Origin of the sequence: Collinsella sp. AM31-2AC (genome assembly GCF_003469285.1) — a bacterium.
Classification (GTDB): domain Bacteria; phylum Actinomycetota; class Coriobacteriia; order Coriobacteriales; family Coriobacteriaceae; genus Collinsella; species Collinsella aerofaciens_AT.
In genome coordinates this window covers 23,976-44,167 of the sequence record NZ_QSJB01000007.1, presented here as the reverse complement: position 1 = coordinate 44,167, position 20,192 = coordinate 23,976, and the positions used below count along the sequence as shown (strand labels likewise).

Below are 20,192 nucleotides of genomic sequence, written 5' to 3'. Positions count from 1 at the left end.
CCCCTTGAGCATGCCAGAAACGGCAAGGACAAAACCGCAGGTAGGAGGCTTGTCAGTTTACGGAAAAACGGGGTATGGTCAGCACTCACCGTTTCAGCCCCGTAATCCGGCATGGTTTTGATTTTGGGCAGTCGCTCGGACGAGCGCATGGCATCTAGCCCCTTTGAAAAAAACCGGCGGGGCGCTCCCCCCGCCGGCTTGGTACCGAGTCTTTGTCGTTTGGGCTACTTGGCAGCCTCGGGCTTGTAGGTGGCAAACTCGATCGCAAAGCCCACGGCGGCACTCACGAAAGAGGCAACGATAGCCCAGATCATGTGGTTGATGCCGTTAACACCGGAGGGGTCGATGAAGGACAGCCAGTTGAAGACGCCCAGACCACCGGACATGTACACCACGGCGCCGGAGAGACCAATGATGAGGCCGCCCACAGCAGAACCGATGCTGGCGTTGATGAAGGCCTTCTTATCGGGCAGGGCGACACCGTAGATAGCGGGCTCGGTGACACCAAAGAAGAAGGCGGAGATCATGGCCGGCAGCGCGATACCGCGGAACTTCTCGTCCTTGTTCTTGAGATACATGGCGAAGAGCACGGCGCCCAGCGAGAAGGAGTGGGCGATAACGGAGCCCAGGATGTAGTCGTGGCCCAGAGTGGACAGGTTGACCAGCGCGATGGGCACGAGCGACCAGTGGAAGCCAAAGATGACCAGGCACATCCAGAAGGCACCGACGAGGGTGCAGCCCAGGAGGGAGCCGATCATGGGCAGGCCAAACAGCAGCGCGAAGAACTCACCAAGCAGGTTGGTGATGAGCGTGGCGATGGGGCCAATGACCAGATAGCCAAGGGTGACGGTAACGGTGACGACGATCAGCGGGGTGAAGAACATCTTCATAGAAGCGGGCATCCACTTCTTAACCCAGTGCTCGAGGGTGGAGCCAAACCAGACCATGAGCAGGATGGGGATAACGGAGCTGGTGTAACCCGAGGCAGGCATGATGAGCGGCAGGCCCAGGAACGTGGTGTACCAAGAGAAGGTGCCAGCAAAGCCGAGCTCGACGGAGCCGACAACCTCGCCCGAGGTCAGGGCAACCATGGTGGGATACACCAGGGCAAAGGCGATGGCCATGCCGTTGAACTCGCTCATCTTGAACTTCTTGGCCGCGGTAAAGCCAAGCACCACGGGCAGGAAGTAGAACATGCCGTCAGCGACGGTGTAGAGCAGCGTGTAGGCGCCGTCGTTGGCAAAGCTCGGGACCAGGAAGGTAGCGAGCGCCAGCAGGCCCTTCATGATACCGGCAGCGGCGAAGGTGCCGAGCATGGGGGCGAAGATGCCCGAGATGAGGTCGATGATCACATCGGTAACGCCCTTGGGAGCGGCATCGTCGTCATCGGCGTCGACGGCGCCGCCGTCGCTAAAACCGCCGGCCTTGAGAACGGCGTCGTAGACGTCCTCGACGATGTTGCCCACAACAACCTGGTACTGGCCGTTGGCGTGCATGACCTTGATGACGTTGGGCAGCTCGGAGATTGCCTCGTCATTGGCCTTCGACTCGTCCTTGAGCTTAAAACGAACACGGGTAATGCAGTGTGCGACGCATTTGACGTTGGACTTGCCGCCAACCAGCTCTACGATCTGGGCAGCAAGATCGTCGTATTTACCTGCCATGATCTGTCCTCTCTTTTCCAAATTTCGACAAAAATATCCCCTACCGCGAGCCGGTACCTTGCCCGCAGTTAGAAACCAAAAAGAATTGTTGCGATTGCCGCCGGGCTGGCGGCTTTACTCACTCGGTCTGCGAAGCCGATCGCAGACGGTTGATATGCATCATCAGATACAAGAGCTCCTCGTCCGAGCAGCTCTGCTTGAACTCTTTCTCGAACACGCGGTTGATGGCGTACGCACACTGGTAGGCCTCGGGAAAATCGCGGGCGGCCTGCATAAACAGTGAGGAGTTCTCGGTCTGCGTGCAGCTGCCCTTAACAAGGCGGCGAACCAAAAAGCGCAGGTGCGCAAGAAAGCGAATGTAGCAGTACGACGCCGTGTCGAGCGAGCAGCCGAGCTGCTTTTCCACGGAATGGGTTACCTCATCAAGCACGCGGGTGCTCTTCATGATGAAGTCCATGTCCTTGGCGCGGCCCATGCCGTCGACCTCGGCGTTAACGATGTGGAGCGCGATGCTCGTGGCCTCGTTCTGACCCAGCTTGGCGCCGGTGTGCTTTTGCACGATGGCGAGCGCGGCCTGACCGATTTCGAGCTCACGCGGGTAGATGAAAGCCACCTCATGCTCGAGCGGGTTGGGAGCGCTGATCTGGTCGTCGTCGCGCTGAACGGCAAACTGCAGGTGATCTGCCAGGATAAAGGGCAGGCCACCGGACAGCTTGCAACCAAGCTGCTGGGATGCGAAGCAGGCAATGTCGCTTGCCGCGAGCAGAACGTCGTCGGGAAGTGTGCCGACCATATCCTGCAGGCTCTCGGGAACGTTATAGAATTTGCGCTGGATGAGCGACTCATCGGCAAGCTCGTAGGGCATCTCGTGAAAACCGATGCCCTTGCCAAAGACAACAACCTCTCGGCCGTCATCGCTGGCGGCGAGAGCAACGTTATTGTTGATCTTCTTTAAAATGAGCATGAAAAAACTCCTCGGACATCGGCGCTAGACGACGGGGCGATATTCCTCGTCTTCTATTATGCGCAAGTGATGCCTCCCGAGGAGTAATAAACTTGTGAGCACGTGGGCGATTGTAGGATGAAACTTGCATGCAGCGTAAGCCCCATTGGTGCGAAAGTCCGCTGAACGGTAGGAAATCGCCTGTAAACGGCAAAACCACCACAAAGGTGCCTGGCCCCTTTGTGGTGGTTTTGGCTGATGCCCCGATGTTACTCGCGCGGGGTGCCGTAGGGGTTGTACAAATCTGCAAGAGCAAATGTGCCGGTAGTAGCATCAAAGTCGAGTTCGAGCACACAGCAGTTGCCAATGCGGTGCTTCATCTTGAGCGGCTCCACGCCCACGCCGCGCATGACCTGAGCCGCTGCGGCGCCATGGCTCACGCACAACACGCTCTCATGTCCAGGGCGCTGCATGAACTCGGTGATGGTCGCCATCATACGCTCGCGAAACTCGACTTCGCCCTCGCCGTCATACTGCTTGTAAAAATCGCCGTACGGCAGGCGCGGATTCAAATCCTCGCTCGCGCCCTCAAATTTGCCAAAGTTCCACTCCTTAAGGCCCTTGACGCGCTCGTAAGGCTGACCGGGGAACGCAAGCTCAAGCGTGTCGCACGCACGCTCGGACGTCGAACTGTACGCATGGTCAAACGTAAGGCCACGCCCTCGCAGGGTCGCACCGACAGTTTTAGCCTGCTCGATTCCCAGCTCGGTGAGCGGCGAGTCACACCAGCCCTGCTTGCGACGAAGCAAGTTAAAGAGCGTTTGACCGTGACGCATAAAGTACAGTTTTGACATGAGGCCTCCGTGATCGCAATCGTTTGTCAGCGATTATGACACCTTGAGCTAACTTTAAGTCAAAGCTTTTTTGCAAAAACCACCACAAAGATGCCTGTCCCTTTTTGGCATGTTATGGCAGCGCAGCGAGCCGGTTCCAAGTGCCCCAGGTCGCCCCGAAAGAGGAGCGACGCGTACTTTGGTACGCGAGCGACGGCTTGAGGGGCGAGATGGGGTGCTTGGGGCCGGCGCAGCGTCAAGCCTTAAAGGTGGTCTTGGATGAGATCGCAAATGGCTCGGGCGTCGTTGATGTTGATGGCTCGGGTCGCGAAGCCGGCGTCGAAGGCCTGGCGCGCCAGGGCTTCGTTGCAGGCAAGCGCCAGCGTGTGACCGTCGACCAGGTCGAGCGAGCTCTTGCCGCGCAGACGGTCGACACCGGAGCGCGCTACCACGATGTTGTCGAAGCCCTCGGTCTTGTAGCCCTCGATGATCACCACGTCGACATCGTTGTAACGCGACAGCAGCTCGCGCGCGGGCATCTCGTCCTCCTCGCGCGTGTCAGCGTACTCCGCCCAGCGCGTGGCGCAGATGAGGCCCACGTGCTTGGATCCGGCTTGGTGATGGCGCCAGGTGTCCTTAGCGGGCACATCGATATCAAAACCGTGATGCCCATGATGCTTGAGCGAACCCACGCGCAGGCCGCGGCGGGTGAGCTCGGCGATAACCTTCTCGACGAGCGTGGTCTTGCCCGAGTTTTGGTAGCCGATAAACGCGATCGCGGGGACGGCCGGTGTCGGAGCTGCGGGCGCGACGGCGGCAGGCGCGCTTGTGGGAGCGTTACCGTCGGCGCCGGCGGCCTCAACAGTAGCGGCCTGACGCTCGGCACGATCCCACACGCCCGAGCGGCCACCCTCCTTGTGCAGCAGGCGAACGTCGACGATCTCCATGCCACGATCGACGGCCTTGCACATGTCATAGATCGTGAGGCACGCGGCACTCGCGCCGGTCAGGGCCTCCATCTCAATACCCGTCTTGCCCGTCACGCCCGCCGTGACCAACACATGAAAGCCAACCTGCCCGTCCGCGCGCGGCGGCGCCCAGCCCTCGGGCACGTCCTCGGCAGGCGTCCCCGCCGGCGCGATAGGCTCGATATCGCACTTACTCTTGGTAATGAGCAACGGATGGCACATGGGGATGATGTCACTCGTACGTTTGATGGCCATGATGCCCGCAACGCGTGCGCAAGCGAGCACGTCGCCCTTTTTAGCGCCATCCTGCAGCACCATGGCCTGCGTCTCGGGGTGCATAAGAATCGTGCCCTCGGCGATGGCAATGCGATGGGTCTCGGCCTTGTCGGACACGTCAACCATGCGCACCTCGCCCTTGGCATCCACGTGCGTCAGCTCGTCGCGGCGGGTGTCGCGGGCGGGCTCGGCAGCAGTGCCGGCGGACGGCTGTACCGCCGCGGACCCAGCGGTGTTGCTGGCAGCAGCCGTGGCTTTATGGGCAGACATCGCGGCCCTGCGAGCGGCCTTGGTGGCATCGGCGTACCTGCTCTTGGCCATATGATCATCCTCCGATTTGGGACATAAATCGTTGCGTGCCCTCAATTATCGCGTGTTCCTGCGGTTTGTGGGCCACGGCATCGCGCCAAATCGAAAGTACCTGCATATCATCACCACGGCGCAGGGCGTCGCGCACCGAATACTCGGCATCGCTGAACAGGCACGGACGCACGTTGCCATCGGCCGTCAGGCGCAGACGGTTGCAATTCGCACAAAAATGGTTGGACATGGCGCTGATAAAGCCGACCGTTCCCGCCGCGCCCGGAAAATGCCAATAGCGCGCAGGGCCCGCGCCGGCAGGAGCGTCGTTGATGTCGAGCGGCCCGAGCTCGCCCAGCCCCGTCGCGGCGGCCCCGGCATTGATGCGCGCCCGTAGCTCGTCGCTCGGCACGGTATCGCTCGCGTCCCACAACTCGGGATTGAGCGTGGGCGCATGCGGGTCCACAGCGCAATGCGAGCTCGTGTGTTCGTCGCCAATGGGCATGTATTCGATAAAGCGCAGGTGGATGGGACGGTCGAGCGTGAGCCGCGCGAGGGCCGCCACATCTTGGTTGAGCCGGCGCACCACAACGCAGTTGACCTTAACGGGCTCAAAGCCCCAGGCCAGCGCCGCGTCGATGCCAGCCATGGTCTGCTCGAGCCGACCCAGGCGCGTAATCTTTCCAAACAGCGTAGGGTCGAGCGTGTCGAGCGAGATGTTGACGCGGTTAAGGCCGGCATCTTTGAGCTGCGGTGCCAGCTTGGGCAGCAGGGCGCCATTGGTGGTAAGCGAGATGTCCTCGATCTGCGGAATCGCGCGGATGTCGCGAATGAGCGGAATGATACGGCGGCTGACCAGCGGCTCGCCGCCCGTCAGGCGTACGCGGCGAATGCCCTCCCCCGCCACCAAGCGCACAAAGCGGGCGATTTCCTCGGCACTGAGCAGCTCGTCGTGCGCGCGGGGTGCCACGCCATCGGCCGGCATGCAGTAAATGCAGCGGAAATTGCACTTGTCGGTAACGGCAATGCGCAGGTAATTGATATCGCGACCAAAGCCGTCATGTTGCACGTGCCCGTCCACGCAGCCCTCCCCTCACGCGGCGTTTTATTCTTCGGAAAACATAATACCCCACGGGAGAATCATGCCGACACCCGTACGACAGGACAGGTCGCTTCGAGCAAAACGGACTTTCCAAGCCCATCCTCAGCATACAAACCATCACAACATTCGATGCTTTTCCCGTTTTTGGCAAAAAACGTCGAATGTTGTGATGGTTTGCCTGCCCGCGGCACCCCGTAGAAAGACCAAAGCGCCCCTAGAGGCCGCCGTCCCAGTGGCGAATCACGAATTCTCGAAGGTCGTTCTGCCGCTTTTGGAACGCTTCGCTTCGGTCGCACTTGAGGCCCATAGCGAGCGCAATGGCGTTCATCGCCCGGTGCAATTGCAGCTGATGGGCAAACTGAGTCCCGGTGAGGACGATCATCCTAAAGCCCAGCGCGCTCAGTACGGTCATACGCTCCGCATCCGACGCGCTGCGCTGTTTATCAAGATGGTCCGAGCCGTTGTATTCAATCCCCGTACCGCTCGCAGGCGCATATACGTCAATCTCGAAATACCCGGCCTTTGCGAGACACTTGAACTCGTTGGGAACATCGACCCTATGGTTGAGCTCGATTTTGGCGTATCCCAGCCCGCCCTGGAAACGTTTTGCTACGACCATGATTGCGGTGGCCGTCTCCATGGGCGACCGCGCGCCATCGTGCACGCGCTTGAGCACGGCGGCCGCGCGTATAGCCCCCTGACGAGATCGGTTCTCATTGCAATAGGCAATCAAGTCGGCAACGGTATACCTCTGCCCCATCTCGACATAATCGTCCGTCGACAGATGATTCAAATGGTATCGGGCGCAGATTTCATAGCCATATTCCAGCTGCTCGGGCTCGCTCATCCACGAACCCGCTTGGACAAAGCACATGACCTCATCAACCACCAGAAGGTCCTCTGCCACCTCGATAAGATGGCCTGGAGGTACCGGCGCTCCAAACACGTGGCACCTAAATCCAGTCGGCGTCGAGCGCTCAAAATCGAAGTTGACGAGCGTGTCGATATGATCGAGCTCTTCTCGTGGAAAACCAAGCGCAACCAGATAGTCGGTAACGATCCCGACTGCCGCTGAAGCCCTCAGCCCCTTGGCATCGAGTCCCAATTTGGGCAGGCTCGCGGTCGGCTCTGCCTCGTTAGCAAGCGAGTCCTCATCGTATAGGCTGCTTGCTCGCGAGAGCGGCTCGGACGGGCGCGCCACGTCGTGGTACAGCCAGGCAGTCTTATGGGACAGGACAATCGGCAGGTCCATGAGCCCTCCAATGGAGTCGGATAACCAACCTTATTCCCCTGCCCACGGGTCCGCACACCTTCGCGCGCAAGAAAGCGATTCCACTCGATCGAGTGGTAGAAAAACCATCACAACATTCGATGCTTTTCCCGATTTTGGCAAAAAACGTCGAATGTTGTGATGGTTTGAGACAAGGCGAGGGGCACGGAGGGGTCAAAGCATCGTGCTCGAACAGGTTAATCCAACTCTTTTAAGCCATGCGCCAGTTGCCAGTACTCGCCGTGCTGGGCGAGCAGCTCTTCGTGCGTGCCGCGCTCGATGATGCGGCCGTGCTCGAGGACCATGATGGCGTCGGCGTCGCGGACGGTGGACAGGCGGTGCGCGATCATAAACGTGGTGCGTCCGCGCATGATGCGATCCATGCCGCGCTCGATGAGCTTTTCGGTGCGCGTGTCGATGGAGCTCGTGGCCTCGTCCAAGATGAGCACCGGCGGGTCGGCGACGGCCACGCGCGCGATGGCGAGCAGCTGGCGCTGGCCCTGCGACAGGTTGGCGCCGTCGGCCGTGACCGGCGTGTCGTACCCTCTAGGCAGGCGGCGGATAAGCGAATCCGCGCAGGCAGCCTCGGCGGCGGCGCGCACTTCCTCGTCGGTCGCGTCGAGCTTGCCAAAGCGGATGTTCTGCGCAATGGTGCCGCTAAACAAGTGCGTGTCCTGCAGCACAATGCCGAGCGACCCGCGCAGGCTGGCCTTGGCAATGTGCTTGACGTCGATGCCGTCGTACGTGATCTCGCCGTCATCGACCTCGTAGAAGCGGTTGATGAGGTTGGTGATGGTCGTCTTACCGGCGCCTGTGGAGCCCACAAACGCGATCTTTTGCCCCGGCTTGGCAAACAGGTTGAGGTCCGTGAGCACACGGGTGCCCGGCACGTAGGAAAAGTCCACGGCATGGAAGCGCACGTCGCCGGCAAGCGGGACCAAGCCGCACGTGAGCTCGGTACCGTCGGCAGCCACCGCACGGCCCGACTCATCAACGGCAGCCACATCATGCAAGTGCCCGTACGCGCCCACGCCCTGGCCCTCGGGAATCTTCCACGCCCACGCGGCGTCGCCCGTCTGCACCAGCTCCACGCAGCCCTCGTCTACCTCGGGCTTAAGGTCCATGGCGGCAAATAGGCGCTCGGCACCGGCCAGCGCGTTGAGCAAAAAGTTGCCCAGCTGCGTGAACTGGTTGATGGGCATGGCGGCCTGACGCACAAAGACCAGGTAACTTGCAAGCGCGCCCACGTCGGCGAGCCCCTTGATGCAGAGCATGCCGCCCGCCACGGCGACGATGGCGTAGTTGGCATAGCCGATCACCACGGTCATGGGCACCATCGAGTTGGCGTAGGCCTGCGCGGCACCACCGGTGCGGCGCAGCTCTTGGTTGCGCGCGTCAAAACCAGCCACGTTGGCCTGCTCGTGATTAAAGACCTTGATGACCTTTTGGCCCGAGACCATCTCTTCGATATATCCGTCCAGGTCGCCAAGCGACGCCTGTTGGGCGGCAAAAAAGCGCTTGGAACGCATGCCCGAGTAGCGAGCGTACAGCACAATGGCCACATCGCACACGAGCGTGATAATCGTGAGCTGCCAGTTGAGGATGATGAGCATGGCCGTGGTGCCGACCACCTGGATGCTCGCCTGAATCACGTTGGCAAAGCTGTTGTTGAGCGCCTCGGAGACGGTGTCGACGTCGTTGGTAAAGAAGCTCATGATGTCACCCGAGCGCGTGCCGTCGAAGTAACTGAGCGGCAGCATCTGGATGTGCGCGAACAGGTCGCGGCGAATATCGGACACCACGCGTTGGGCCGCGCGCACCATGATCTGCGAGTAGCCCAGAGCCGAGAGCACGCCCGCGGCGTAGATGGCAGCGGTAAAGATAACCTGCCTAGCGAGCAGTTCCTCGCCGCCCGTTGCCAAACCGTTGACGATGGGGCGCACCATGTAGGTACCGGCAAGGCTCGCGATGGCGGCCACAGAGGCAAGCACACCCACCGCGAGCAGCGAAAACTTGGCGTGTCCCATGTAGGAGAGCAGGCGGCGGAGCGTCTGCGTCAGATTGGCGGGACGGGCCTGAGCGGATGTCTTAGGCATGGCGCTCACCCCCTTCCAAGGGCGATCCGCTGGGAACGCAGGAAAACGGATCATTCGCGCAGCCATCGTCGCAGCCATCGTCGCAGCCGTCGCCGGTGTCCGCGTTCCCCGCGAACTCCATCTGCGAGGCGTAAATCTCCTGGTAGATGCTATCGCCCGCCAGCAGTTCCTCGTGCGTGCCCACGCCGTGGACACGACCGTCGTCCAACACAATAATGCGGTCGGCATCCATGACGCTCGCAATGCGCTGTGCGATGACAATCACCGTCGTATTGGGAATCTGAGCAATATGCTCACGAATCTTGGCGTCGGTCGCCATATCGACCGCGCTGGTCGAATCGTCAAAGATGAGCACACGCGGATGTTTGAGCAACGTACGCGCGATGCACAGACGCTGTTTTTGTCCGCCCGAGACGCCGGCACCGCCCTGGCCCAGATAGCCGTCGAGTCCGCCGATGCGATCCAGGAACTCGTCCACGCATGCCGCCCGGCAGGCACGCAGCAGCTCCTCGTCGGTGGCATCGGGCGCGCCCCACTGCAGGTTCTCGCGCACGGTACCCGTAAACAGCACGTTCTTTTGTAGCACGATGCCCACGGCGTCGCGCAAGGCGGCCAGGTCGTAATCGCGCACATCGCGCCCGCCCACGAGCACGGCGCCTTCGGTGGCGTCGTACAGGCACGCGATCAGCTGCACAAGCGAGCTCTTGCCCGAGCCTGTGCCGCCGAGGATGCCCACCGTCGAGCCGCTCTCGATGCGAAGGTCGATATGTTCGAGCACATCCTCGGCTGCATCCTCGCGGTACTTAAACGACACGTCGCGAAACTCGATGCTTCCGTCGGCCACCCCGTGCACGGCAGTGGCAGCGTCGGGCGCCTGGATAAGCGAACGCTCGTCGAGCACCCGCGAGATGCGCTCCACGCTGGCAAGTGCGCGCGTGAGCAGCAAAAACACGTTGGAAATCATCATGAGCGAGTTCATGATCAGCAGCACATAGCTCATGAAGCCCGTGAGCGAGCCCACGCCGAGCTCGCCGGCAAGAATCATGCGCCCGCCGATCCACAGAATGGAAAGCGCCGCCACGTACATCGACAGCTGAAACACCGGCAGGTTGAACACGGCGTTGCCAAAGGTCTTCGTCGCCGTGTGCGCAAGCTCGGTATTGACGGCATCGAACTTGGCCTCCTCGTGCTCGGCGCGCACGTACGCTTTGACGGCGCGCACAGCGGTGAGATCTTCCTGCACCACGCCGTTGAGATGGTCCATCGAGGTCTGCAGCTGGCGGTAAAGCGGACTGACGCGATAGGTGATAACGCCCAGTACGATCGCCAACACCGGCAGGATGATCGCGAATACCGTAGCAAGCGGACGCGACAGCACCAGCGCATAGACCAAGCCGACGATGAGCGTCACGGGCCCGCGCACCATGGGGCGGAAGCCGTTACCTACGGCGTTTTGGATGACGGTGATATCGGTGGTCATGCGCGTGACGAGCGAGCTGGCATCGTAGTTGTCCAGATTGCCAAAGGCGAGCGTCTGAATCTTGCGATACTCCGCCTCGCGCAGGTTAGCGCCCAGCCCCGAGGCAACGCGGGCAGACGTGCGCGCATAGCCCAAGCCAAGTACCAGCGAAAATGCGGCGCACACCAACATATACGCGCCCTGCAACAGCATGTAGTTGATGTCGCCCGCGGGCACGCCCACGTCGATGATATTTGCCATGATGACCGGGATAAACAGCTCGAGCGCCGTCTCGGCCGTCACAAAGAACACGCCGAGTATGGCATCGCGGCGGTATGTCCCCAGATAGGAAAACAGAATCTTGAGATTGCGCACGCAGGTTCATCCCCCATCAAACGTCGTTCGCAAACCCACGTATTATGGCGCGCCGTGCGGCGGTGTCAAGTGTTCCGAAATCGATTTCTGCAAGGCTAGTGCAGGCGCTAAGCTTGCAAGGTGCATCTCTGTATTCAATTGGAAATGAACGCGAGCGCGACTTTTTTCGCCCCGCTGCCAACATAAACCTTGACTCTACAATCGTTGTAGGGTTTTCACTACACTGGTAGCAAAACGAACCCAGCCAGAAAGCCCCGCCCATGGAACACGACCTCACACGCGGCAATGTCCTCAAGACCATCGCGGTCTTTGCCCTGCCCTATATGCTCTCGTACTTTTTGCAGATGCTCTACGGCATGGCCGACCTGTACATGATGGGGCAGTTTAGCGGCGCCGCCGGCATCACCGCCGTGGGCAATGGCGCGCAGACGCTCTATATCATTACCGTGACGCTCGTGGGCCTGGCCATGGGAACGACGGTTATCGTCGGCCACGCCGTGGGTTCGCGTCGGTTTGACCGCGCCGAGACCGCCATCGGCAACACCATCACGCTCTTTATGGGTGTCTCGGTGGTGCTGGCCGCTGTCCTGCTCGCACTGTGTCCGCAGATTGTGGCACTCATTGGCACGCCGGCCGAGGCGGTCGAGGGCACCGCCGCCTACCTGCGCATTTGCTTTATCGGCATTCCCTTTATCGCCGCGTACAACATTCTTTCGGCCATCTTTCGCGGCCTGGGCGATTCGCGCTCGCCCATGTACGTGATTGGCGTGGCATGCATCATCAACATCGCGCTCGATTTTCTGTTTATCGGCCACATGGGGCTCGGCCCCGTGGGCGCGGCGCTCGGCACGGTGACCGCGCAGACGGCCAGCGTTGCCCTCGCGCTCGTGTGGCTCAAGAGCCGCCGCACGAACATCCACGTTAAGCGCAGCGACCTGCGCCCCCAGCCCGAGGTGCTCGGTAGCATTCTTAAAATCGGCGTGCCCGTGGCCGTGCAGGACGGCTGCATCCAGGTGGCGTTTATGTTCATCACCGTCATCGCCAACCACCGCGGTCTGGTCGACGCCGCCGCCGTGGGCCTGGTCGAAAAGATGATCAGCTTTTTGTTCATTGTGCCGAGTTCCATGGGCGCTACCGTCAGCGCGCTCACGGCGCAAAATGCCGGCGCGGGCAAGGGCGATCGCGCGCGTCAGGTACTCAAGGACGCCATGACCATCTCGGTGGTGTACGGCTGCCTGATCACGGTGCTGATGTGGCTGGCGGCGCCGGCGTTTATCGGCTTTTTTGCCAAGGACGCTGCAGTAGTCGCCGCCGGTACCGGCTATATGCGCAGTTATATTTTCGACGCGATTTTTGCCGGCATCCACATTTGCTTTAGCGGCTTTTTCGCTGCGTATGGCAAGAGCTACATCGGCTTTGCGCACAACGTGCTGGCCGTGGTGCTCATTCGCGTGCCCGGTGCATGGCTACTGTCGAACGCCTATTCCGACACGCTGTTCCCCATGGGTATCGCCTCGCCGTGCGGATCGATTCTATCGGCGGTCATCTGCGTGATTGCCTTTACCGTGCTCAACCGCCGCGGAACTTTTGACAAGCTGATGGCGTAGCGAGGCGACGCATGCCTAGCACCTCTCCCCTGTTTTTACCGAAAGGAGCGGTCCTGTGACCGACATGCCAAGCGAACACACCGAGGGCCTGCTCCGCATTGGCGAGGTGGCGCGCTTGCTCAATTTGAGCGTGGGCACACTGCGCCATTACGAACAGATGGGGCTATTGGAGCCGGCATATGTCGATCCGACGAGTGGGTACCGCTACTACGGATCCCGGCAGCTCTCCACCCTCAACACCATCGGCAACCTGCGCGTTCTCGACTTGCCGTTGGCGCAAATTCGCGAGTTTGTCACTACGCGCGATATGGATTTGATGCAACGGCAACTGACCAAGCAACAGGAGTTAATTGAGCACAGGCGGCGTGAGTTGGAGCGCATGTCGCGCAAGATTGACCAGCGGCTTGCCTTGCTTCATGGCGCTTTGAATGCTGATCTCGACACCATTAGCGAAATCGAGGAACCCGAACTTCGCTGCGCCACGCTGCACGAGCGCGTCAATCCCACCGACGCTTATTCGCTGGGATGGCATATCCGCCAGCTTCAGCAGGGACAGCACGAAACCTTTGCCTATCTGGGCAATCTGGGCGTCGGGATCAGCGCCGAGCGTCTGGCCGCCGGCGACTTTGATGGTTACGACGAGGTCTTTCTGCTGCTCGATGACAACGATGATTACTTGGGCGACGTTGAGACGCGACCCGCCGCGCGTTGCCTGACCATAAGTTTCCGCGGCACGCACGGGCAAGCAGGCCCGCGCTACGAGCGGCTGCTCGGCTATATGCGCGAACACAACCTGACGCCCGCCGGGCCGTCGCGCGAGATTGCCCTGATCGATGACATCATCAGCGACGACCCGGCAACCTACGTGACGCAGATCACGGTGCCGGTTGCCCCAGCAAAGTAAGAACCGCCCGGAAGGCATCGTGCTTCCGGGCGGTTCTTCAATTTGGTTATCGACGCCTTAAGCCTCCGGCACCTGACCAGTCGCCAGGATCTGCTCGAGGGCGTCCTCGTCCAGCACGGGTACGCCCAGCTGCTCGGCTTTGGTGAGCTTGGAGCCCGCTTTGGGGCCGGCAACCAGATAGCTCGTCTTCTTGGACACGCTGCCCGAGACCTTGGCGCCGAGCACCTTGAGCGCCGCGCCTGCCTCGTCGCGGGTGCGGTTGACGAGCGTGCCGGTGAGCACGAAGGTCAGACCCGCGAGCGGTTGTGCATCGGCGAGCTCGCCCGCCACGCCCGCGTCGGCTGCGGCTTGTGCATGCGCGGCGCCCAAGTCGACCTCGAGCGACAGACCCGCCTGGCGCAAACGCTCCAGCACGGCAAGGTTTTCGGGCACGGCCAGGAACTGCTTGACGCTCGCCGCAATCTTGGGACCGATGCCCTCGCACTCGGCGATGTCCTCTTCACTCGCCAAGATGAGCTTATCAATCGACAGGAATCGCTCGGCGATGACCTCGCCCACGCTCTTGCCCACGTGGCGGATGCCCAGGGCAAACAGCACGCGACCGAGCGGCTGGCTCTTGGACTTGTTGAGCTCGGCGATGATTTTCTCGGCCGTCTTGAGGCCCACCGGGATGGGGTCGCCCTTCTTGACGCCCTTTTTGCTGTTGGAGCTAGCGTACACGCGCCCTGTGTCCAGGCCTGCGATGTCGTCGACCGTGAGCTGGTAGAAGTCCGCGACATCGTGGATCAGGCCGGCAGCGATCATCTTGTCGACGATCTCGTCGCCCAGGCCGTCGACGTCCATGCAGCCGCGGCTTACCCAGTGAAGCAGGCGCTCCTTGAGCTGTGCGGGACAGTCGATGGACACGCAGCGGTAGGCAACCTCGCCATCCTCGTGGACCACGGGGCTACCGCACACGGGGCAGACCTCGGGCATGTGCCAGTCGACCGAATCGGCCGGGCGTTTATCGAGCACCGGACCTACGACCTCGGGAATCACGTCGCCCGCCTTGTGCACGATGATAGTGTCGCCCTCGCGCACGTTTTTGCGACGGATCTCGTCGATGTTGTGCAGCGTGGCGCGCGCGATGGTGGAGCCGGCAACCGTCACCGGGTCGAACTCGGCGACCGGTGTGAGCACACCGGTGCGGCCCACCTGGATGCGAATCTCGCGCAGGACGGTCTGCTTTTCCTCGGGCGGGAACTTAAAGGCGATGGCCCAGCGCGGTGCGCGGGCGGTAAAGCCCAGGTCGAGCTGCTGCTGGAAGCTGTCGACCTTTACGACCACGCCGTCGATGTCGTAGTCCAGGTCACCGCGGTGTTCGAGCGCCTGGGCACAGAACTCGTGGACCTCGGCGGGTGTGGCACAGCGAGCCACGTTAGGGTTGACGCTAAAGCCGGCGCTACGCAGCCAATCGAGGAACTCGCGCTGGCTGTGGACGTGCAGCGGATCGGTATCGGCGATGGCATAGATAAAGGTAGCGAGATCGCGGCGCGCCGTGACCTTGGGGTCCTTTTGGCGCAGGCTGCCGGCGGCAGCGTTGCGCGGGTTGGCGAAGGGGTCGCGCCCCTCGGCATCGGCCTCGTCGTTCAGGCGCACAAAGCTGCCCTTGGGCATATAGACCTCGCCACGGACCTCGATGGTGCGCTCGCGGTCGGCGCCCATGTGGGCGAGCGCCGGCTCGGACAGGTGCATGGGCACATCCTTGATGGTACGGACGTTGAGCGACACGTCCTCGCCCGTGGTGCCATCGCCGCGTGTGGCTGCGCGTACGAAGGTGCCGTTTTGGTAGGTAAGCGCCACGCCCAGGCCGTCGATCTTAAGCTCGCAGGTATAGGTGACGCTGCCGGCACCGAGCGCATCCTCGGTGCGCTGGAGCCACGCGTCGAGTTCGTCCAGATCCATGGCATCGTCCATGGAATACATGCGCGCCATATGCGTGACCGGCGTAAACTGCTCGCTCACGTACCCGCCCACGCGCTGGGTATAGCTGTCGGGCGTCACCAGGTCGGGGTAGGTGGCCTCAATTTCCTGCAGCTCAACGAGCATCTTGTCAAAGGCGGCGTCCGTGATCTCGGGCGCATCGAGCATGTAGTAGCGATAGGCGTGGTAATCGAGCTCGTGGCGCAGCTCGGCCGCACGCGCTGCCGCCTGGGCACGGGCATCGGCCGGTACGGCGGTATCCGTGCTCGCGGGCGTTTCGGTATCGATGTCCACGCCGTCACCAAACAGGCTCGATTGCTCCATAGCGGCACTCCTTCGCTCGATTTCAAACGGATACTAGAGTACCACCGGTCGCAATGAGGCCGAATAGCGGTCTCGAACCGCACCGAATCGGCAGCCGCCAGACTGGGGTGGATCGCGCGATCAAACCATGCCCCCGTCAGTTCCAAATGATCCGTTTTCCTCCGTCCCCAACGGATCAATAAGAAAAAAGGGCTGTCCCACGTTGATGGGACAGCCCCCCCTGGCCTCGATATGTGCGAAACGGCTCGCTAGTAACCCTGACCGTAGCCTTGACCCTGGCCCTGCTGGCCCAGCAGCTCCTCCAGGTACTGGCGCAGCTGTTCGTCGGTAATACCGCCGTTGCCGGTGTCGGTCGCGCTGTCGTCCTGCTGCTGGTTCTGCAGCTCCTCGTCGGAGCCCAGCTCGACGGTAACCTTCTTCTCTTCCTTGCCGCGCATGAGCGTGATCTCGACCTTCTCGCCCACCTCGTGGCTGCGCAGCGCGATGATCAGGCCATCGGCGCTCGAAATCTCATCGTCGCCCAGCTTGGTAATGACATCGCCCTCTTGGATGCCGGCCTTGGCGGCAGGACCGTCCTCGACGACGCTTGCCACGTACGCGCCGCTATCGGTGCTCAGCTTGTTAGTGCGAGCATTGAGCGCGTTGACGCTCGAAAGCGTGGCGCCCAGGTACGGATGAACCGGCGTCTTGCCGTCGATGATCTGGTCGGCAATGTTCTTGGCATAGTTAACGGGAATGGCAAAGCCCACGCCCGAGCTGGAGCCCGAGTAGCTCTCGATGAGCGAGTTGATACCCACCAGCTCACCGTTGTCGTTAACGAGCGCGCCGCCGGAGTTGCCCGGGTTGATGGCGGCATCGGTCTGGATCATGTTGGCATAGATGGTGTTACCGTTGGTAGAGCTCATGGCCGTGGAGCGATACAGCGCCGACACGATACCCGTGGAGACAGACTGCTCGTTGCCGAACGGCGAGCCGATCGCCATGACCCACTCGCCCACGTTGAGCTTGGAAGAGTCGCCGATCTCGATCGGCGTGAGCTTAGAGGCGTCAGCATCCTTGAGCTTGATGACGGCTAGGTCGCTCGAAGCATCGTTGCCCACGAACTCGGCCTCGTAGGTGGTGCCGTCGTCCATGGTCACCACGTACTGGTCATAGCCATCGACCACGTGGTTGTTGGTGAGGATGTGGCCCTCGGTATCGAGCACAACGCCCGAACCGACGCTGCCCGAGCCGTCCGACTCGTCGGCAGACTGCGAAAGCGAGCCATTCTGGCCGCCGCTCGAAGTGGCGGTAATGGAAACCACGGAGGGCAGCGCCTTGGCAGAGACGGCCTCGGCCAGCGTGGTGTCCTCGGAGTCGATCGTAATCTTTTGCGTCGATGAACCCGAAGCACCCGCCGTCACGGCATTCTTTCCGCTGCCAATGTTGAGCGTGCCACTCATAATGAGCGCAATGACCAGCAGGGCGCCGCATGCACAGCCGGCGAGCGCCGTAATAAAGATCGGCAGCTTTTTGGTCTTAGTCTTGACCACGGTGTGCTTGTTTACAACCTGCTGGCTGCCCAGCGGCTTTCCGGTCTGCGTGTCGTAGGCCTGCACGTAAGGAATGTTACTGCCATCGGCAGGCGTCGACTCCACCTGCACGCGCGGCTGCTGCTGGGTCTCGCCGGCGTTGCCCGCATCCTGGGGACGCTGGGAATCGTACTCGCTCATAGCTGCGATCCTTTCGTCAAATAACCAAAGGCCCGCCAAACATGTGGCGGGCCATCATTGTTCACGTTGAGTTGTACCCCAAGCTGGGCAGTCCCGAGCACTAGATGCCAAGATTTCAGCTTTGCTTAAGTAATGACATGCTTATAGGCCAATTCGTTTTATGCCGTCATGTCTATTCGATATAACAGTCGATAGCAAAGCTATATGTTGAATCGTTAATGAAGTCCGTAATCGTCGCGCCCATGCCTGATCCGCACGTCCACTTATCCTTCTCCGCGTCGTATGGCGTTGGCCCCCACCCCGTTTCATATGATGCTTCGCCTTCTGCGAAGTAGTTCATCACATATTTATCTTTCTGCATGAGCGCATACCAAGCGTTTGCATACATCACAAGCGGATCGATTTGGACTATCGAGTACTTTCCGGAACGAATCTCAATTTCTGTTTTATCGTTATAATAAGCGACTGTGAGCTCAATCTTGGCAAGCAGCGGCAACGTTTCATCTGATTCCCTCTGGATTGTTATGACATCACCGGCCATAGCGTCGGCAGACACAGTTTTGCTCTCTGGCGTGAAAATAGTCTCTCTGCTTCTTGTTCGCGTTTTTTCATTGCCATTTTCATCTCTGACCACCGTGTCGACCACGAGCGTCAATCGCTTCTGAGCGTCCGGCAACTCCACGGCTTCTGCCATCCCGGCTCGCATCAAAATAGGAGCCCCCGCCATCAGACCTAAGAACTGCTTTCTATCAATCATTCTTCATTCCCCTTGTCTACTTGATTTGACTTTCTCAGCTGAATGGGGATACAGAACAGTCCCGTCAAGTTCCTTATCTTCCACAAAAACTAGAATCCATTTATCACCTGCTTTCAACCCTGAGACATATCCGGAACTTGACTTACGGCGCATATCGATTCTCTTACGGCAACCACTTGGCATAAGCGCCTCAAATTGCCCGTTATGAACATCCGATAGAGCGCGCACCTCGACTGCAACAACCGTGTCGTTTTCTCCCCCATTAGTCGCCCTTAACAGAAAGAAGCTCGCTGCGGTGAGCAAAGCAAAGGAAAGCACCAATAGGAGCATTGCCCTTCGAATGAACTTGTCGCCGTTCACGAGTACAATCAACCCTTGCAATATGTGCCATCGTGAGACGTGTAAATTGATACGTCATATGGAAGAAACTGTAGCTGGTTTGTCCATCCATTCCAAACAACAAGCAGGTACTTCTTGGCATTCGAGTATGTGTTATGCATTGCCACGTAGCCCACAACTGCCATTGCGTGCCCGCTGCCATTTGACCGGAGCCTTCCAGAGAAAATACTCAGATTCCCCGAGTCGGTATTCACCCTAAAGGAATCCCATGACGGATACCAAACGAATGACGTCTCAAGCTCCTTGCCTCGTCTTGCACAAAACTCCTTTAAGGCCGGAGCGGGTTTATCAGGAGAAGTCTTGCCTTGAGTAAAGTACAGACCAGTCGCTTGATCATATTTCTTTTCTTCTTCTTCCCATGTCCCCGACAGCCTCCAAAGCTCCGAGTATAAATCGGACAATTTAAGGCGGTTCAAAGTCACATAGTGACTGCTAACTGCAAACATTGCCGAAACAGCGCAAGCATAAGTCCCCGTTTCTTTGATAACTTCTGTTTGCGTTGGCGTTATTATTCCCGAAACCGTTTTGCTCGCATCAACAACATATCCCTGTTTATACAAATCCTTGGCAGATACAAAAACGTCATCGAAATGTTCCGGCGATCCGCTGCGATTGCCTCCCGAGGACAATTTATTTGGTACTTTTTTTCCACTTGCGTCTAAAACAATGTTTTTATCTAAGTCGGCAACGCCAACAGTTAGCTCGTCAATCTTTAACGCAACGACGTTATCCGAGGATGCGAGGAGTGCAATTTCTTCGCTTGCACTCTCGATAGGTAAAAGAGCGTTCGGAGCCAAGCAGTATTCGCTGATCCACCAAGATCGCTCTGAATCAAATACGACGTAGCCATAGTTAACGTCATCCCGCTTCGCACGAACGATATACCCGATTGATTCCCCATCGGAATTCACCATTTTTACTGGGTCACAAGCGGTCACCGGCTCATCCGATACATCATCAAAGAAAGCCTGCGCTTGCTCCACAGCTATTTGCGGTGTGACACGGACCAAGTCGTCGTCTCCAAAAACCAACCTTGGAGACATCAGGGCGGCAAGCAACACTATGAATCCGACAATCACCTTTCTCGAATAACGCATTTCTTCCTCCATCCGTGTAGTAGGGAGATACGGTAACTAAATGATATTCTCTAGATAGTGTTATACGTTTGATATTGTTTTTACTGACACACTTTTAATCGGTGAAAGGTCTTCTTTTCGCCCTAAACGAGAAAAGGGTACTGG

15 protein-coding genes are annotated in these 20,192 nt (G+C 59.7%); 2 read left to right on the top strand and 13 right to left on the bottom strand.

The genetic code is table 11. The annotated features are described in order from the left end of the window. Positions 1–224 precede the first annotated feature (224 nt). From DW796_RS04420 to DW796_RS04385, 8 genes are all read right to left on the bottom strand, one after another. A complete protein-coding gene (locus DW796_RS04420) occupies positions 225–1,664 on the bottom strand; it encodes a PTS transporter subunit EIIC (RefSeq protein WP_118094378.1) in 1,440 nt (479 codons plus the stop codon). A gap of 118 nt (positions 1,665–1,782) precedes the next feature. After that, complete coding sequence (locus DW796_RS04415; RefSeq protein ID WP_117563639.1) at positions 1,783–2,628, bottom strand: PRD domain-containing protein; 846 nt, start codon at positions 2,626–2,628, stop codon at positions 1,783–1,785. A 248-nt stretch (positions 2,629–2,876) separates the two neighbouring features. Beyond that, the gene (locus DW796_RS04410) at positions 2,877–3,461 is read right to left on the bottom strand and encodes a histidine phosphatase family protein (RefSeq protein WP_117563640.1); all 585 of its coding nucleotides are present in this window, start codon (positions 3,459–3,461) and stop codon (positions 2,877–2,879) included. A 242-nt stretch (positions 3,462–3,703) separates the two neighbouring features. Beyond that, positions 3,704–5,005 (bottom strand): molybdopterin-guanine dinucleotide biosynthesis protein B, encoded by a 1,302-nt coding sequence (gene mobB / locus DW796_RS10760; RefSeq protein WP_118094377.1) that lies wholly within the window; start codon positions 5,003–5,005, stop codon positions 3,704–3,706. Between the two features lie 4 nt (positions 5,006–5,009). After that, positions 5,010–6,065, bottom strand: a complete 1,056-nt coding sequence (gene moaA, locus DW796_RS04400; protein WP_233539665.1) for a GTP 3',8-cyclase MoaA — start codon at positions 6,063–6,065, stop codon at positions 5,010–5,012. 235 nt (positions 6,066–6,300) lie between these two features. After that, positions 6,301–7,338 carry a hypothetical protein gene (locus DW796_RS04395; RefSeq protein ID WP_118094376.1) on the bottom strand — a complete coding sequence of 346 codons (1,038 nt, stop codon included), beginning with the start codon at positions 7,336–7,338 and terminating at the stop codon, positions 6,301–6,303. Positions 7,339–7,553: 215 nt separating this feature from the next. Continuing rightward, entirely contained in the window at positions 7,554–9,452 is a 1,899-nt protein-coding gene (locus tag DW796_RS04390) for an ABC transporter ATP-binding protein (RefSeq protein ID WP_118094375.1), read from the bottom strand. Further along, complete coding sequence (locus DW796_RS04385) at positions 9,445–11,286, bottom strand: ABC transporter ATP-binding protein (RefSeq protein ID WP_118094374.1); 1,842 nt, start codon at positions 11,284–11,286, stop codon at positions 9,445–9,447. Before DW796_RS04385 ends, DW796_RS04390 begins: the two co-directional genes overlap by 8 nt. Positions 11,287–11,546: 260 nt before the next feature. Between DW796_RS04385 and DW796_RS04380 the strand changes: the two genes are divergently transcribed. Together DW796_RS04380 and DW796_RS04375 are read left to right on the top strand one after the other, a co-directional pair. After that, positions 11,547–12,893: an MATE family efflux transporter gene (locus tag DW796_RS04380; protein WP_118094373.1), complete on the top strand. Its 1,347-nt coding sequence runs from the start codon at positions 11,547–11,549 to the stop codon at positions 12,891–12,893. A gap of 64 nt (positions 12,894–12,957) precedes the next feature. After that, complete coding sequence (locus DW796_RS04375) at positions 12,958–13,797, top strand: MerR family transcriptional regulator (RefSeq protein WP_233539669.1); 840 nt, start codon at positions 12,958–12,960, stop codon at positions 13,795–13,797. A gap of 57 nt (positions 13,798–13,854) precedes the next feature. Here DW796_RS04375 and ligA read toward each other — a convergent pair whose 3' ends face one another. From ligA to DW796_RS04350, 5 genes are all read right to left on the bottom strand, one after another. Beyond that, the gene (ligA, locus tag DW796_RS04370) at positions 13,855–16,083 is read right to left on the bottom strand and encodes an NAD-dependent DNA ligase LigA (protein WP_117583357.1); all 2,229 of its coding nucleotides are present in this window, start codon (positions 16,081–16,083) and stop codon (positions 13,855–13,857) included. A gap of 248 nt (positions 16,084–16,331) precedes the next feature. Beyond that, entirely contained in the window at positions 16,332–17,795 is a 1,464-nt protein-coding gene (locus tag DW796_RS04365) for a S1C family serine protease (protein WP_117628959.1), read from the bottom strand. A gap of 172 nt (positions 17,796–17,967) precedes the next feature. After that, complete coding sequence (locus tag DW796_RS04360) at positions 17,968–18,552, bottom strand: hypothetical protein (protein WP_117628960.1); 585 nt, start codon at positions 18,550–18,552, stop codon at positions 17,968–17,970. Positions 18,553–18,555: 3 nt separating this feature from the next. Then, on the bottom strand, positions 18,556–18,912 hold the full coding sequence (locus DW796_RS04355; protein ID WP_117648531.1) for a hypothetical protein: 357 nt from the start codon (positions 18,910–18,912) through the stop codon (positions 18,556–18,558). Between the two features lie 8 nt (positions 18,913–18,920). After that, the gene (locus tag DW796_RS04350) at positions 18,921–20,048 is read right to left on the bottom strand and encodes a hypothetical protein (RefSeq protein WP_117583360.1); all 1,128 of its coding nucleotides are present in this window, start codon (positions 20,046–20,048) and stop codon (positions 18,921–18,923) included. Positions 20,049–20,192: the final 144 nt, after the last annotated feature.

Bases quoted from the DNA above. Each gene is read 5' to 3' on its own strand.
- DW796_RS04380 (WP_118094373.1), top strand. From the start codon at position 11,547: ATGGAACACGACCTCACACGCGGCAATGTCCTCAAGACCATCGCGGTC.
- DW796_RS04365 (WP_117628959.1), bottom strand. From the start codon at position 17,795: ATGAGCGAGTACGATTCCCAGCGTCCCCAGGATGCGGGCAACGCCGGC.
- DW796_RS04390 (WP_118094375.1), bottom strand. From the start codon at position 9,452: ATGCCTAAGACATCCGCTCAGGCCCGTCCCGCCAATCTGACGCAGACG.
- DW796_RS04360 (WP_117628960.1), bottom strand. From the start codon at position 18,552: ATGATTGATAGAAAGCAGTTCTTAGGTCTGATGGCGGGGGCTCCTATT.
- DW796_RS04350 (WP_117583360.1), bottom strand. From the start codon at position 20,048: ATGCGTTATTCGAGAAAGGTGATTGTCGGATTCATAGTGTTGCTTGCC.
- DW796_RS04420 (WP_118094378.1), bottom strand. From the start codon at position 1,664: ATGGCAGGTAAATACGACGATCTTGCTGCCCAGATCGTAGAGCTGGTT.
- DW796_RS04375 (WP_233539669.1), top strand. From the start codon at position 12,958: ATGCCAAGCGAACACACCGAGGGCCTGCTCCGCATTGGCGAGGTGGCG.
- DW796_RS04410 (WP_117563640.1), bottom strand. From the start codon at position 3,461: ATGTCAAAACTGTACTTTATGCGTCACGGTCAAACGCTCTTTAACTTG.
- ligA (WP_117583357.1), bottom strand. From the start codon at position 16,083: ATGGAGCAATCGAGCCTGTTTGGTGACGGCGTGGACATCGATACCGAA.
- mobB (WP_118094377.1), bottom strand. From the start codon at position 5,005: ATGGCCAAGAGCAGGTACGCCGATGCCACCAAGGCCGCTCGCAGGGCC.
- DW796_RS04415 (WP_117563639.1), bottom strand. From the start codon at position 2,628: ATGCTCATTTTAAAGAAGATCAACAATAACGTTGCTCTCGCCGCCAGC.
- DW796_RS04395 (WP_118094376.1), bottom strand. From the start codon at position 7,338: ATGGACCTGCCGATTGTCCTGTCCCATAAGACTGCCTGGCTGTACCAC.